The organism is Ramlibacter aquaticus (genome assembly GCF_015159745.1).
In the GTDB taxonomy this organism is placed as follows: domain Bacteria; phylum Pseudomonadota; class Gammaproteobacteria; order Burkholderiales; family Burkholderiaceae_C; genus Ramlibacter; species Ramlibacter aquaticus.
Genome location: NZ_JADDOJ010000102.1, coordinates 1 through 13,573, shown reverse-complemented (window position 1 = coordinate 13,573; position 13,573 = coordinate 1). Strand labels below are relative to the sequence as shown.

Sequence of the window (13,573 nt, the reverse complement as noted above, 5' to 3'; positions counted from 1 at the left end):
CTTCCTGCATTCCCCCGGCCCCACGCCCATCCCCGACGACGTGCTGCACGCCATGAGCGGCCAGCCCATGGACCTGGGCGACCCGCGGGTGGACGCCACCATCGCCGCCTGCGAGCAGGGGCTGCGGCGCCTGCTGCACACCCGGGGCGACATCTTCATGTACGCCGCCAACGGGCACGGCGGCTGGGAGGCGGTGATCGAGAACCTGCTGCCCCCGGGCGCGACCGCCCTGGTGTGCGGCACCGGCCATTTCAGCGAATCCTGGGCCGTGCAGGCCGAGGCCCTGGGCCGGCGCGTGGTGCGCACGCCCTGGCGCGAGGGCTACGCCCTGGACGCCGGGGCCGTGGAAGAGGCGCTGCGGCAGGACCGCGAGCGCCGCATACGCGCGGTGTTCGCGGTGCACACGGACACCGCCAGCAGCATCACCAGCCCGGTGCAGGCGGTGCGCGGCGCCATCGCCGCCGCGGACCACCCGGCCCTGCTGGTGTCCGACGTGGTGGCCTCGCTGGGCGCCACCCCCTTCCACATGGATGACCTGGGCGTGGACGTCGCCGTGGGCGCCTCGCAGAAGGGCCTGATGTGCCCGCCCGGGCTCGCCTTCATGGCCGTCAACGAGCGCGCCTTCGAGGCGGCGCGGGCCAACACCGGGCCGCGCCACTACTGGGACTGGGTGCGGCGGCGCGCCGATCTTTCCTACATGAAGTTCTGCGGCACGCCGCCGCAGAACCTTCTGATGGGCCTGGAGGCGGCGCTGGGCCTGTTGTTCGCGGAAGGCCTGGAGGCGGTCTGGGCGCGGCATGCGCTGGTCGCCGGCGCGGTGCATGCGGCCGTGGCCGGCTGGCGCGAGGCCGGCGCACTGGACTTCTTCGCGGTGGAGCCCGCGAGCCGATGCATGTCCGTCACCACCGTGCGGGTGCCGCCGGGCACCGACATCGACGGCCTGCGCGATGTGGCGCGCGAGCGCTTCCAGGTGGCCATGGCCGGCGGCCTGGGCGCGCAGACCGGCCGTGCCTTCCGCATCGGCCACCTGGGCGACTGCAACCCGGCCATGATCCTGGGCGCGCTGGCGGGCGTGGAAGCCGCGCTGCACGCCTGCGGCCTGCCGGTGGGCCCTGGCGTGGACCGCGCGGTGCGCCACCTCGCCGCCGCGGCCGCGCCCGGCCATGCCTCACAATCCTGACCCCATGAGCGAGACTTCCCAACGCCCCCCGCTGCCCGACCACCTGTCGGCCGATCCGCGCAGCCCGCACCACGTCGCCGCAATCTTCGAGCACGACGTGGGCATCCGTTTCAACGGCAAGGAACGCCACGACGTCGAGGAATACTGCATCAGCGAAGGCTGGGTGAAGGTGCCGGCCGGCAAGACCCTGGACCGCAAGGGCAACCCGCTGATGCTCAAGCTCAAGGGCAGCGTCGAGCCTTTCTACCGCTGAGGCGGGCCGCGGCCCGGCGCTTCAGCCCGGGTCGCGCTGGCCCAGCGGCACCGTGGCCGCGTCCGGGTCGCCGCCGATGTGGTCGATGAGCTTGCCCAGCTGGCGGTCCAGGCTGGCCAGGGTGCGGGCGTCGAGCTGGCGCAGGGCATTGGGCAGCACGCCCTCGAAGGGGCCCGGCACCTTGTCCAGCACCTTCAGCCCCTTGGCGGAGATGTGCAGCTGCACGGCCCGGCGGTCCGCGCCCTCGCGGTCCGCCGCCACCAAGCCACCGGCCAGCAGCGAGCGCAGCAGGTTGCTGGCCGTGGACTGGTGGATGTCCATTTCGCGCGCGAGGCCGCCCACGCCGATGCCGGGGCGGTCACGGACCACGCTCAGCGCCCAGACCTGGGCGCCGGCCAGCCCGGCCTTCTTCTCGACCTCGCGGAAGTGGCCCCGCATGGCGTTGAACACCACGCGGAAACGGCGGAGCACGCGCGCCGCGGGCTCCACCACTTCAGGCTGCGTCTTCACCTTGCTGCTGCGGCCTCCCGCCATTGCGTCCCCTCCAGGCTGTCTTTGCGTCGAGTATAGGGCGGCGATCCGCCAGCCCATCCGGAACACCGGATGGCCCTTCCTTACATTTGCGCGAATCCTTTTGCTAGAGTTGAGGCTCAGCAACACAAAACCGTCCTGAAGGCTGTCCCATGAAGATCTCCCTCTCCACCACCCTCGCCCTCGCCTGCGCCGCCACGCTGTGGGGCTGCAGCAGCACCCCCAAGGTCGAAACGGCCCCCGTCGCCGCCGCCCCGGCGCCGGCCAAGGCCGCGCCTGCACCGGCGACCCCGGCGCCCGCCGCGGCCAAGGCCGCCCTGCCGGCCTGGCTGGACCCGGCCAACCCGGTGTCCAGCAAGCGCAGCGTCTATTTCGGCTTCGACGACAGCAGCATCGCGGCCAAGGACCGGCCCGTGGTCGAACTCCAGGGCCGATTCCTCGCGGCCCACCCGGAGGTCTCGGTGCGCGTCGAAGGCAACACCGACGAGCGTGGCAGCTCGGAATACAACCTGGCCCTGGGCCAGCGCCGCGCCGAGGCCCTGGAGAAGGCGCTCAAGGTCTACGGCGCGCGCGATTCCCAGATGGAAGCCGTGAGCTGGGGCAAGGAGAAGCCCAAGGCCCAGGGCCACGACGAAGCGGCCTGGGCCGAGAACCGCCGCGCCGACGTGGCCTACCCGGCGCGCTGAAAGTTCCCGCGGCGGCGCTGGTGCATTCCCCGATGCCGATCTTGCATTTGTAGGAATACATTTACCAGGTCGGGGCAGCGTCCATGCGCCGCGCCGGCAACGAGAGTCTTTGTTTGTACGGGTATCTCCGAACGCCCCGGCCTCACGGCCGGGGCGTCTTTTTTTGTGGGCCCTGGGCCAGGCGCGACGCCTAGGCGGCCATGCTGCCGTCGACCACCTGCAGCGTGCGGTCGCAGCGCGCCGCCAGGGCCGGGTTGTGGGTGACGAAGAGCACCGTGGTGCCGCGCTCGCGGCTGGCGTCGCGCAAGAGGCCGAACACCAGGTCGGCGCTCTTGCTGTCCAGGTTGCCGGTGGGCTCGTCGGCGAGCAGCAGGGCCGGGTCCATGGCCAGGGCACGCGCCACCGCCACGCGCTGCTGCTGGCCACCGGAAAGCCGCCCCGCCGGCTGGTCGCGCCAGGGCGCCAGCCCCACCTGCTCGATCAGCCCCGCGGCGCGGCGCGCCATCTCCTCGCGCGGGAGATGGCCGGCCGCCAGCATGGGCATCATCACGTTCTCCACCGCGCTGAAGGCGCCGATCAGGTGGTGGTACTGGAAGACGAAGCCGATCGCGTGGCCGCGCAGCCGGGTCAGCGAACGGTCGTCCAGGCGCGTGGTCTCCTCGCCGCAGATGGCGAGCTGGCCGGCGCTGGGGCGGTCCAGCAGGCCGACGATGTTGAGCAAGGTGCTCTTGCCCGAGCCCGAGGGCCCCATCAGCGCATAGAACTCGCCGCGCTGCAGGCTGAGGTCGATGCCGTGCAGCACCTCGGTCTCGTTGGGCTCGCCGACGTTGAAGGACTTGCGGACCCCGCGCATGGCGACCACGGGCACGCCCGGCTGGAATTCGAAGGCGGTCATCCGCGTATCGCCACGGCAGGGTCCAGCCGCGCCGCGCGCAGGGCCGGCGCGAAGGCGGCCAGCAGGCCGGTAAGGGTCGCGATGACCAGGCTCGCGGCCGCCAGCCCCGGCTCCAGGGTCAGCACGAACAGGGGCGTGCCGTCGGGGTTGCGCGCCAGGCGCTGCCACAGCACCAGCGACAGCGCGCCCATCGCGGTGCCCGCGATCGAGCCGCCCAGGGCCAGCAGCCCGCCCTGCAGGAGGAAGACGCGCAGGATCTGGCCGCGCGAGATGCCCATCGCGCGCAGGATGCCGATCTCGCGCGACTTCTGTACCACGGACACCACCAGCACGCTGGCGATGCCCAGCGCCACCGACAGCGCGACGAAGAAGCGGATCGCGGTGTTCGCCGTGGTCTGCGCGCTCACGGCGCTGAAGAACTGCTCGTTGGTCTTGATCCAGCTGTCGGACTCGACGCCGGTCTCGGCCGCGATGCGCTGCGCCACCTGTTCGGCCGCCCAGACGTCGCGCACCGTCACGTTGATCACGCTGACGCCGCCGGGCAGCCCCAGCAGGCTCTGCGCGGTGCGCAGCCGGATGAAGGCGTTGCGCTGGTTGGCGCCCTTGCTGCCGAGGTCGAACAGGCCGGCGATGGTGAGCGTGTTGTCCGCGTTGGCCGCCGTCAGCCGAAGCTTGTCGCCCACCCCCACGCCCAGGTCGGACGCGAGCTCGGTGCCGATCAGGATGTCCGTGGCCGAGAGCGCGGCGCTGCCGGCCACGATCTTGTCCTGCATGGGGATGATGCGGTAGTAGTCCTCGGGCTCCATGCCGGTCAGGCTGATGGCACGGCTCGCGTCGCCGCGCACGGCCAGGGCCGAGCCGCTGACGGCGACCGCCACGTCCATGACCTCGGGCAGGCGCCGCAGCTGCGCCGCGACCGCCTGCCATTGGTCGATGCCCTTCTGCCTCTGCAGCGGCGACTGCACGATGGCGCCCTCGCGCTCGCCGGCGCCCCCGCGCAGGCTGCGCGCCGCCTCCCGCGCGGGCACCAGCTGGATGTGGGGCTGCCCGGTCAGCACGCGCCGCACGAAGTTGGCCTGCATGCCGCTCAGCAGCGCCGACATGAACACGATCACCGCCACCCCCACGGCCACGCCGACCAGGATGAACAGGGTCTGCATGCGGCCCTCGCGCAGGAAGCGCACGGCCACGATCCACTCGAAGGGCAGCCAGGGCGGAAAGCCACCGACCGGTGCGGCCGTGCTGGCTGGCTGGCTCGCGCCCGTGGCCATGGCCTGCCCCGCCTCAGCGCGCGCCCTGGACACGCACGCGCATGCCCTCGCGCACGGCGACCGCGCCGCCATTGGCGGCCGGGATCACGGCATCGCCCGCCGCCAGGCCTTCCAGCACCTCGCACCAGCCGCCGCTGCGCAGGCCGATGCGCAGCGGGCGGCGCCGGGCGTGGCCGTCCTCGACCCGCAGCGCCCAGGGCTGGGCGCTGTCAGGGTCGCGCACCCCGTCGGCGGCCACCAGCAGGGCCTGCGGCCGGCGCGCCACCTCGATGTCGACGGAGACCGTCATGTCCTGGCGCAGGGCGGATGGCGGGCGCGGCACGCGCAGCTTGACCTCCACCGAGCCACGCTGCGGGTCCACGGCCGGATCGATGGTCGAGACCACGGCCGGGAAGCGCTCCGCGGGATAGGCATCGGCCGAGGCCAGGGCGTCCTGGCCCAGCCGCAGCAGGTGCAGGTTCTTCTCGTCGATCAGCACCACGAGCTCGGTCACGCCGGCGGGCGACAGCACCATGAGGGCCTTGCCCGGCTGCACGAGATCACCCGGCTCCACGTTGCGGGCAATGAGCGTGCCATCGACTGGCGCCCGCACCCGGGTGTAGGCCAGCCGGGCCTGGGCGGCCTGCGCCGCGGCCTCGGCCTGCGCCAGCGCCGCCTGCGCGGCGGCCAGGTCGCTGCCGCCCGGCCGGGCGCTGGCCAGCTGCTCCTGCGCGGTGCGCGCCTGGGCCTGGGCCACCTGCTCGGCCCGCACGGCGTCGTCCAGCGCCGCCTGGCCGATGAACTTCTTCTCGAACAGGTCGCGGTTGCGCTGCAGGGTGCCGCGCGCCATGTCCAGGTTGGCCTGCGCCTGCCGCAGGGCCTGCTCGGCCACGGGTGCCTGCAACTCGCGCACCTGCCGCAGCCGGGCCTGGGCCTGCCGCACCGCCAGCACGGCCTGCGACTGCGCGGCCTGCATCTCGGACGATTCGAGTTCGAAGAGCAGGTCGCCCGCGCGCACCGCCTGGCCCTCCTCCACCGCCACGCGCAGCACGGTGCCCGTGAGCTGGACCCCCACGCTGGTGCGGTGCGGCGTCGCGACGCGCCCGGTCGCGACCACGGTCTGCACGAAGTCGCGCCGCTCCACCCGGCGCACCGGGACTTCGGGACCCAGCAGCAGGCCGGGGCCCCAGACCGCGGCCGCCACCACCACGGCCACGACGGCGGACAGCGCGACGCCGTGCCGGCGCAGCGTCGCCAGCCAGGCCCTGCTTGTTTCCATGGGCCGAGGATGCGCCGCGCAGGGGGCGCGCCGCTTGATTCACGTCAAGCCGGCGGGTGTTGGGGCTCCACGGTTGAGGCCCCACTCATGGACGCCCGGCCCGGAACGTCGAGCTTGCCCGCGCACCGGGACAACGGGCCGCAGGGCGTGGGCCCCGCGCGGGGCGCACGCCCGCCACGCGCGAGCCGGTGTCGCCCGCCTCGCCCTCAGCGCGGCAGCCAGCCCAGCCCGGCGCGGGTGCCGTCCGGCACCGCCCCGCGCGCCGGACGGTATTCGCAACCCACCCAGCCCGTCCAGCCGCAGGCCGCGGCCACCTCGTCGATGACGCCGAAGAGGTAGGGGTAATTCAACTCGCCCAGGTCCGGCTCGTGCCGCTGGGGCACGCCGGCGATCTGGAAATGGCCCACCCGGCCGGTGGGCAGGTACTGGCGGATCTTCATGGCCAGGTCGCCCTCGACGACCTGGCAGTGGTAGAGGTCCATCTGCACCTTGAGGTTGGGCGCGCCCACGGCCTGCACGACGCGGTGCGCCTCGTCCTGCCGGTTGAGGAAGAAGCCGGGTATGTCGCGGGGGTTGATCGGCTCGATGAGCAGGTCGCGGCCGGCGGCGGCGGCCTGTCCGGCCGCCCAGGCCAGGTTGTCCTCGTAGGTGGCCTGCAGGCGGCTGCGCTCCACGCCCGCGGGCGCGAGCCCGGCCATGACATGGATGCGCGGGCAGCGCAGCACCTCGGCGTAGGCCAGCGCCTGTTCGATGCCCTGGCGGAATTCGCGCTCGCGCCCGGGCAGGCAGGCCAGGCCGCGCTCGCCCGCTGCCCAGTCGCCCGGGGGCGCGTTGAACAACACCTGCTCCAGCCCGTGGGCCTGCAGCCGGCGCGCCAGCTCGGCGGCTTCGAACTCGTAGGGAAACAGGTACTCGACGGCGCGGAAGCCATCCGCCGCCGCGGCGGCGAAGCGGTCGAGGAAGGCATGCTCGTTGTAGAGCATGCTGAGGTTGGCGGCGAAACGGGGCATGGTGTCGTGTCCTTACCAGCGGGCGCCGAAGGCGACCCGCAATTCATCGATCTGCGCCGGCGACAGAGGCGTGGCCTGGCGCTGGCCGAGCAGCCAGAGGCGCGCGGTCTCCTCCAGTTCCTCGAGCACCGCGCTCGCGGCCTCGGCGCTCTCATGCCAGACCACGGGGCCCAACCGGTCCAGCATCACCCCGCGCAGGGGCGTGCCACGCGCGCGGAAGCGCAGGATGCGGTCGCGGACCTCGCCCGCCACGGCGGGGTCGCCGGGCCGGTGGTAGGGCACCAGCGGCAGGTGGCCCACCTTCATCACGTAGTAGGGCGTGAGCGGCGGCAGGATGTCGTCGGCGTGCCAGACGCCCGCCAGGCTGAGCGCCACCAGGTGCGTCGCGTGGGTGTGGACGATGCAGCGCGCCTCGGGTTCGGCGGCGTAGATCGCCCGGTGCAGGGCCAGCGTCTTGGAGGCGCGCGCCCCGCCCAGCAGCGTGCCGTCCGCGTCCACGTGCGAGAGCTGCAGCGCGTCCAGCGTGCCCAGGCAGGCGTCGGTGGGCGTGATGAGGAAGCTGCCATCCGCAAGCCGCGCGCTGATGTTCCCGGCCGTGGCATGGGCGTAGCCACGCGCATGCAGCGAGGCGCCCGCGCGGCAGATGGCATCGCGCACCGCGCCGCTCATGCGCCGGCCCCGGCCAGCAGGCGCAGCGCCTTGCTGAAGAAGTCGGTGCTGCCGAAGTTGCCGGACTTGAGCGCCAGGTGGAGCAGCTCGCCCGGGCACAAGGGCGACTCCACCCCCGTCCAGGGCACGCCCGGATCGATCTGCGGGCCGATGGCCATGCGCGTGACGCCCAGGGCCTGCACCACCGCGCCGGAGGTCTCTCCCCCGGCCACCACCAGCTGTCGCACGCCGGCGCGCACCAGGCCGCGGGCGATGCCCGACAGCGCCTCCTCGACCAGCGTGCCCGCGCGCTCGGCGCCCAGTTCGGCCTGCACGGCCTTGACCACCGCAGGCTCGGCCGTGGCGCTCACCAGCACGGGGCCCCGCGCCAGCAGCGGGGTCGCCCATTCGAGCACCGCCTCGACCACGCGCTCGCCGTGCGCGAGCGCCAGCGGGTCGATGGTGAAGACCGGCAGGCCGCGGGCCCGCCAGTCGGCCACCTGCGCATGGGTGGCCGTCGAGCAGCTGCCCGAGAGCACCGCCTGCGCGCCGCCGGCCGCCGGCAACGCATCGGCGCGACGGCCTTCGGGCAGCAGCCCGCGTGCGCGCCAGTTCTGCGGCAGGCCGATCGCGATGCCGGAGCCGGCCGTCACCAGGGGCATGCCGGCCAGGGCCTCGCCGATGCGCATCAGGTCCTCGTTGCTGATCGCGTCCACCACCGCGAGGCCCACGCCCTCAGCCTGCAGCGCCGCGAAGCGCTCGCGGATCGCGGCCGGTCCCCGCTGCACCACGTCCTGGGCCACCAGCCCGACCTTGCGACGCGCCTGCGCCTGCAGCACGCGCACCAGGTTGGCGTCGGTCATGGGCGTGAGCGGGTGGTGGCGCATGCCGCTGTCGGACAGCAGCAGGTCGCCGACGAAGAGGTGGCCCTTGAAGACCGTGCGCTGGTTCTCCGGGAAGGCCGGGCAGGCGATGCTGAAGCCCTGGCCCGGGCCGTGCAGCGCGTCCAGCAGGGCATCGGCAACGGGGCCGATGTTGCCCGCCGGCGTGGAATCGAAGGTCGAGCAGTACTTGAAGTAGACCTGCTCCACGCCCTGGGCCTGCAGCCAGCGCAGCGCCGCGAGGGACTGCGCGACGGCGTCGGCGGGGCGTATGGTGCGCGACTTCAGCGCGACCACGATGGCGTCCACCCCTGTCGGGGCCTCGCCCGCCGGCACGCCGTTGACCTGCACCGTGCGCATGCCCGCGCGCACCAGGTTGTTGGCCAGGTCGGTGGCGCCGGTGAAGTCGTCGGCGATGCAGCCGAGCAGCAGCCCGCTCATGGCCGCTGCGGCAGCGTGATGCCGGGGAAGATCTTGATCACGGCGGCGTCGTCCTCGCGGCCGAAGCCGGCGGTGGACGCCTGCATGAACATCTGGTGCGCGGTGGAGGCCAGCGGCAGCGGAAACTTGCTCGCGCGCGCGGTGTCCAGCACCAGCCCCAGGTCCTTCACGAAGATGTCCACGGCGGACAGCGGCGTGTAGTCGGCCGCCAGCACGTGCGCCATGCGGTTCTCGAACATCCAGCTGTTGCCCGCGCTGTGGGTGATCACCTCGTACAGCGCCGCCGCGTCCACGCCCTCGCGCAGGCCCAGGGCCATGGCCTCGGCCGCGGCGGCGATGTGCACGCCGGCCAGCAGCTGGTTGATGATCTTCACCTTGCTGCCGTTGCCGGCCCGGTCGCCCAGGCGGTAGACCTGCGCGGCCATGGCCTCCAGCGACCCGCCGGCCTTGGCGTAGGCCTGGGGCCGGCCCGCGGTCATCATGGTCATCTGCCCGGCGGCGGCTCGGGCGGCCCCGCCGGAAATGGGCGCATCCAGGTAGAGCAGGCCCATCGCCTCCAGCCGCGCCTCCAGCGCGATGGAGACGTTGGGGTCCACGGTGGAGCACATCACGAACAGGCTGCCCGGCTGCATGGCGGCGGCGGCGCCGCCCTCGCCGAAGAGCACGGCCTCGGTCTGGGCGGCGTTGACCACCACGCTGACCACCACCTCGCAGCGCGCGGCCAGCTCGGCGGGGGTGGCGCAGGCCACGCCGCCCTCGGCGGCGAAGGCCTGGGCGGCCTCGGCACGCACGTCGCAGACATGGACCTCGTAGCCGGCGCGGCGCAGGGAGCCCGCCATGCCCCGGCCCATCGCGCCCAGGCCCACCACACCGATGCGCCCCTGCGGCGCGGCTGTCGAATTCGTGCTCATGCCCCCATGCTAGCGCCGGCGGGCCGCCGGGTCATGCGGGGCTTACCCCTTCGGGGCCGGCCCGCCGAACTGCAGCACGCCGTCGTCCAGGCGCGAGTAGCGCAAGGTGAGCAGGTCCAGCAGGTAGTTCTGGTAGAGCCGCCAGGGCTTGCGGTCGCCCTGCTTGGGCAGCCGGTCCAGGGCGCGCACCACGTAGCCGGAGCTGAAGTCCAGGAAGGGCTGCTGTGCCACCCCGGGCGCCGCGCGCGGCACCGCGTAGGCTTGGCCCTGGCGGTCCAGGTGGCGCAGCAGGCGGCAGGCGTAGTTGGCGGTGAGGTCCGCCTTCAGCGTCCAGGAGGCGTTGGTGTAGCCGAAGGTGGACACCAGGTTGGGCACGCCGCTGTACATCATGCCCTTGTAGACCAGGCACTGTGACAGGTCCACCGGCGCACCGTCGACACTGATCTGCAGGTCGCCCAGCACGTTGAGCTGCAGGCCGGTGGCACTGACCACGATGTCGGCCGCCAGCTCGCGCCCCGACTTCAGGCGGATGCCCTGCGGCGTGAAGGTGTCGATCTCGTCGGTCACGACCTCCGCGCTGCCGCTGCGGATGGCGCGGAACAGGTCGCCGTCCGGCACCAGGCAGATGCGCTGGTCCCAGGGCTTGTAGCGCGGCGTGAAGTGGCGCGGGTCGAACTCGGGTGGCAGCTGCATGCGGGCGAAGCCGATCAGCCGCCGCTGCATGGCCTCGGGCCAGCGCCGGGCCAGGCGGAAGAAGAACATGCCCAGGCCCACGTTCTTCAGGCGCACCAGGCGGTAGGCCAGCATGGCCGGCAGGTGGCGCTTGAGCCATTCGGCGACCGGGTCCTCGGCGGGACGCGTCACCACGTAGGTGGGCGAGCGCTGCAGCATCACCACGTGGGCGGCGGTCTTCGCCATCTCGGGCACCAGGGTCACCGCCGTGGCACCGCTGCCGATCACCACCACGCGCTTGCCGGCATGGTCCAGGCCCTGCGGCCAGAACTGCGGGTGCACCAGCGTGCCGCCGAAGGCAGACTCGCCCGGGAAGGCGGGCTTGTAGCCCTGGGCGTAGCTGTAATAGCCGCTGCACATCCAGAGGAAGCGGCAGGCCAGGCGCGAGCGCGAGCCGTCGCCGTGGGCGACTTCGACGTCCCAGCGCGCCAGCGGGCTGGACCAGTGCGCGGCCACCACGCGCTGGGCGTAGCGGATGTGCGGCAGCACGCCGTGCTCGGCCGCCGTCTCGCGCACGTAGGCGCGGATGGCCGGGCCGTCGGCGATGGCCTTGGCGTCGCGCCAGGGCTTGAACACGTAGCCCAGGGTGTACATGTCCGAGTCGGAGCGCACGCCCGGGTAGCGGAACAGGTCCCAGGTGCCACCGATCGCCTGGCGCGCTTCCAGGAGGGCGTAGCGCCGCCGCGGGAAGGCCTGCTGCAGGTGCACCGCCGCGCCGATGCCGGACAGGCCGGCGCCGACGATGAGCACGTCCAGTTCTTCCGGCGGCGCACCGGCCGGCGCGGGCCGGGCCGCCCGCCAGCGCGCCTGGGCGGCCAGCATGAACGAGGCCGCCACGTCCAGCGAAGCGCGGGCCTCGGGCAGGGCCCACAGCAGCTGCCAGACGTGCGGCACCACGGGCCAGACGCGCAGCGAGACTTCCACGCCAGCATCGGCGGCCTTGCGGGCGAAGCGCACGCTGTCGTCACGCAGCGCCTCGCTTTCGCCCACGTGGACCAGCAGCGGCGGCAGGCCGGTGAGGTCGGCCAGCAGGGGCGAGACCAGTGGATGGGCCCGGTCGCCATCACCCAGGTAGGCGCTGGCGAAATGCTGCAGGCCCTCGCCGGGGAACATGGCATCGCGCTTCGCGTTGTCCAGGATGGAGGGGCTGCCGCCCGTCATGTCGGTGCAGGGCGAGAACAGGCCCGCGGCGGCCGGCAGGGGCTCGCCCGCGTCGCGCAGGGCCAGCATCAGCGCCAGGGCGAGGTTGCCGCCCGCGCTGTCGCCCGCCACCGCCGGCGGCGCCAGGCCTTCGGGCTGCAGCGCCACCAGGCCGCGCCAGGCGGCGAGGCAGTCGTCCAGCCCGGCGGGGAAGGGATGCTCGGGCGCGAGCCGGTAGTCCGGCACGAACACGCGGAAACCGCGCAGCGCGAGCGACGCGGTGACCGAGCGGTGCGAGCGCGGCGAGCAGGCCACGAACCCGCCGCCGTGCAGGTAGAGCAGCGTGCCGCGCGCGCTGCCCGACACCGCCTCCACCCATTCGCCCGGCACGCCGCCGACCTCGCCGGGCGTGAAGCGCGCGCCGCGCGGCGCTGGCAGCGGCCGCGAGAAGGCCCGGCGAATGCGGGCCACGTCGCTGAGATCGCCCAGCGCGCGGCGCACCCGCACGCGCACCAGGCCCGAGGCGATCCGTGCTTGCCAGCTTGCCATGGTCAGACCCCCACCCCACCGGTGCGCCGGCGGATCTCTGCGGCCATGAAGCGCCAGTAGCCGACCGGGAACAGGCGCTGCAGGAAGGCGGCCTGGCGCGCATCGTCGCCCACCAGCACGCGCAGCGCACGCTGCTCGATGCCCCGGGCGACGATCTCGCCCGCCTCGGCGGCGGGCATCTTCAGCATCCGCTCCCAGACCTGCTTTTGCCGGGCGAGCAGCTCGGGCGTGACGTCGCGCGGCGGCGTCGCGTTCTCGGCGATGGCGGTGCGCACGCCCCCCGGGTGGACCACGGTGACCCCCACCGGCGAGCCCGCCACTGCGAGTTCGTGCCGCAGCGATTCGGAGAAGCCCCGCACCGCGAACTTGCTCGCGCAGTAGGCCGTCTGCCCGGGCGGCGCCACGATGCCGAAGATGCTGGAGATGTTCACCAGCTGCGCGGCGGGCTCCTTCTGCAGCACAGGAAGGAAGGCCCGCGTCAGGCGGACCACGGCCTCGAAGTTGACGGCCATCAGGCGGTCGAAGTCGCTCTCGTCGACCTGCAGGAAGCTGCCGCCCACGGCCACCCCGGCGTTGTTGACGAGCACGTTCAGCCGGCCGTGGCTGTCCAGCACCTGCGCCGGCAGGGCCGCGATCGCGGCCCGGTCGGCCAGGTCGATCCGGTGCACGCTGCTGCGCACGCCGACGCCGGAAACCGCCTGCGCGGTCGCCGCGAGGCCGTCTGCATTGCGGTCGGCCAGGGCCAGGTCCATGCCGCGCCGGGCCAGCGATTGCGCCAGCGCGGCGCCTATGCCGCTCGCGGCCCCCGTCACCAGGGCCACGCCGCCGCGAAGCCAGGAATTGCGTGCTGCCATGCTCGTCCCCCGAAGTTGCCGGATTGTTCACCACCGCCCGCGCCGGGGTGTCGCCTGGGTGTCTCGGCAAAAAAAAGAGCGCCGGGTGGCGCTCTGAACGGGCGCCGTAGCACCCGGGTGGGATGTTCGCTGGAACGGGAGAACGGGGCCATGCTAGGCCGCGGGGGACGGCCGGAAGCGGCCGATCCACCAATGCACCCTGCAGGGCCACCAAAGGCCTTTCCCGCGCGACGGAACGCCGTCGGCGGGGGCTGGACAGGCGCGCGGTCGATGGCAAAGCCCGTTCCCGGAATCCAGGGGTTCGTTCCAGACGACCTTGCGCTGGTGGAAGGC

Annotated in this window: 13 protein-coding genes; 3 read left to right on the top strand and 10 right to left on the bottom strand. The window is 73.3% G+C overall.

Going from position 1 to position 13,573, the window contains the following annotated elements; all coding sequences use genetic code 11:
* Together IM725_RS18060 and IM725_RS18055 are read left to right on the top strand one after the other, a co-directional pair.
* A partial coding sequence (locus IM725_RS18060; RefSeq protein WP_193782032.1) for a pyridoxal-phosphate-dependent aminotransferase family protein occupies nt 1-1,180 on the top strand: 1,180 nt, incomplete at its 5' end.
* A gap of 4 nt (nt 1,181-1,184) precedes the next feature.
* A complete protein-coding gene (locus IM725_RS18055) occupies nt 1,185-1,433 on the top strand; it encodes a DUF3297 family protein (protein WP_193782031.1) in 249 nt (82 codons plus the stop codon).
* A 21-nt stretch (nt 1,434-1,454) separates the two neighbouring features.
* Here the strand turns inward: IM725_RS18055 and IM725_RS18050 are convergent, their stop codons facing one another.
* Nucleotides 1,455-1,967 carry a MarR family winged helix-turn-helix transcriptional regulator gene (locus IM725_RS18050; protein WP_193782030.1) on the bottom strand — a complete coding sequence of 171 codons (513 nt, stop codon included), beginning with the start codon at nt 1,965-1,967 and terminating at the stop codon, nt 1,455-1,457.
* 149 nt (nt 1,968-2,116) lie between these two features.
* Between IM725_RS18050 and pal the strand changes: the two genes are divergently transcribed.
* Nucleotides 2,117-2,650 carry a peptidoglycan-associated lipoprotein Pal gene (gene pal / locus IM725_RS18045; RefSeq protein WP_193782029.1) on the top strand — a complete coding sequence of 178 codons (534 nt, stop codon included), beginning with the start codon at nt 2,117-2,119 and terminating at the stop codon, nt 2,648-2,650.
* Between the two features lie 190 nt (nt 2,651-2,840).
* Here the strand turns inward: pal and IM725_RS18040 are convergent, their stop codons facing one another.
* The 9 genes from IM725_RS18040 to IM725_RS18000 form a co-directional block, all read right to left on the bottom strand.
* The gene (locus IM725_RS18040) at nt 2,841-3,545 is read right to left on the bottom strand and encodes an ABC transporter ATP-binding protein (RefSeq protein WP_193782028.1); all 705 of its coding nucleotides are present in this window, start codon (nt 3,543-3,545) and stop codon (nt 2,841-2,843) included.
* Nucleotides 3,542-4,816 carry an ABC transporter permease gene (locus tag IM725_RS18035; RefSeq protein ID WP_193782027.1) on the bottom strand — a complete coding sequence of 425 codons (1,275 nt, stop codon included), beginning with the start codon at nt 4,814-4,816 and terminating at the stop codon, nt 3,542-3,544. Before IM725_RS18035 ends, IM725_RS18040 begins: the two co-directional genes overlap by 4 nt.
* A gap of 13 nt (nt 4,817-4,829) precedes the next feature.
* On the bottom strand, nt 4,830-6,074 hold the full coding sequence (locus IM725_RS18030) for an efflux RND transporter periplasmic adaptor subunit (RefSeq protein WP_193782026.1): 1,245 nt from the start codon (nt 6,072-6,074) through the stop codon (nt 4,830-4,832).
* 206 nt (nt 6,075-6,280) lie between these two features.
* Nucleotides 6,281-7,084 (bottom strand): 2-oxo-tetronate isomerase, encoded by an 804-nt coding sequence (gene otnI / locus IM725_RS18025; RefSeq protein ID WP_193782025.1) that lies wholly within the window; start codon nt 7,082-7,084, stop codon nt 6,281-6,283.
* Between the two features lie 12 nt (nt 7,085-7,096).
* Entirely contained in the window at nt 7,097-7,753 is a 657-nt protein-coding gene (gene otnC / locus IM725_RS18020) for a 3-oxo-tetronate 4-phosphate decarboxylase (protein WP_193782024.1), read from the bottom strand.
* Nucleotides 7,750-9,054, bottom strand: a complete 1,305-nt coding sequence (gene otnK, locus IM725_RS18015; RefSeq protein ID WP_193782023.1) for a 3-oxo-tetronate kinase — start codon at nt 9,052-9,054, stop codon at nt 7,750-7,752. Before otnK ends, otnC begins: the two co-directional genes overlap by 4 nt.
* Nucleotides 9,051-9,965 carry an L-threonate dehydrogenase gene (gene ltnD, locus IM725_RS18010; protein ID WP_193782022.1) on the bottom strand — a complete coding sequence of 305 codons (915 nt, stop codon included), beginning with the start codon at nt 9,963-9,965 and terminating at the stop codon, nt 9,051-9,053. Before ltnD ends, otnK begins: the two co-directional genes overlap by 4 nt.
* A gap of 42 nt (nt 9,966-10,007) precedes the next feature.
* Complete coding sequence (locus IM725_RS20740; RefSeq protein WP_193782021.1) at nt 10,008-12,386, bottom strand: alpha/beta hydrolase fold domain-containing protein; 2,379 nt, start codon at nt 12,384-12,386, stop codon at nt 10,008-10,010.
* A 2-nt stretch (nt 12,387-12,388) separates the two neighbouring features.
* Nucleotides 12,389-13,240 carry an SDR family NAD(P)-dependent oxidoreductase gene (locus IM725_RS18000; RefSeq protein WP_193782020.1) on the bottom strand — a complete coding sequence of 284 codons (852 nt, stop codon included), beginning with the start codon at nt 13,238-13,240 and terminating at the stop codon, nt 12,389-12,391.
* Nucleotides 13,241-13,573: the final 333 nt, after the last annotated feature.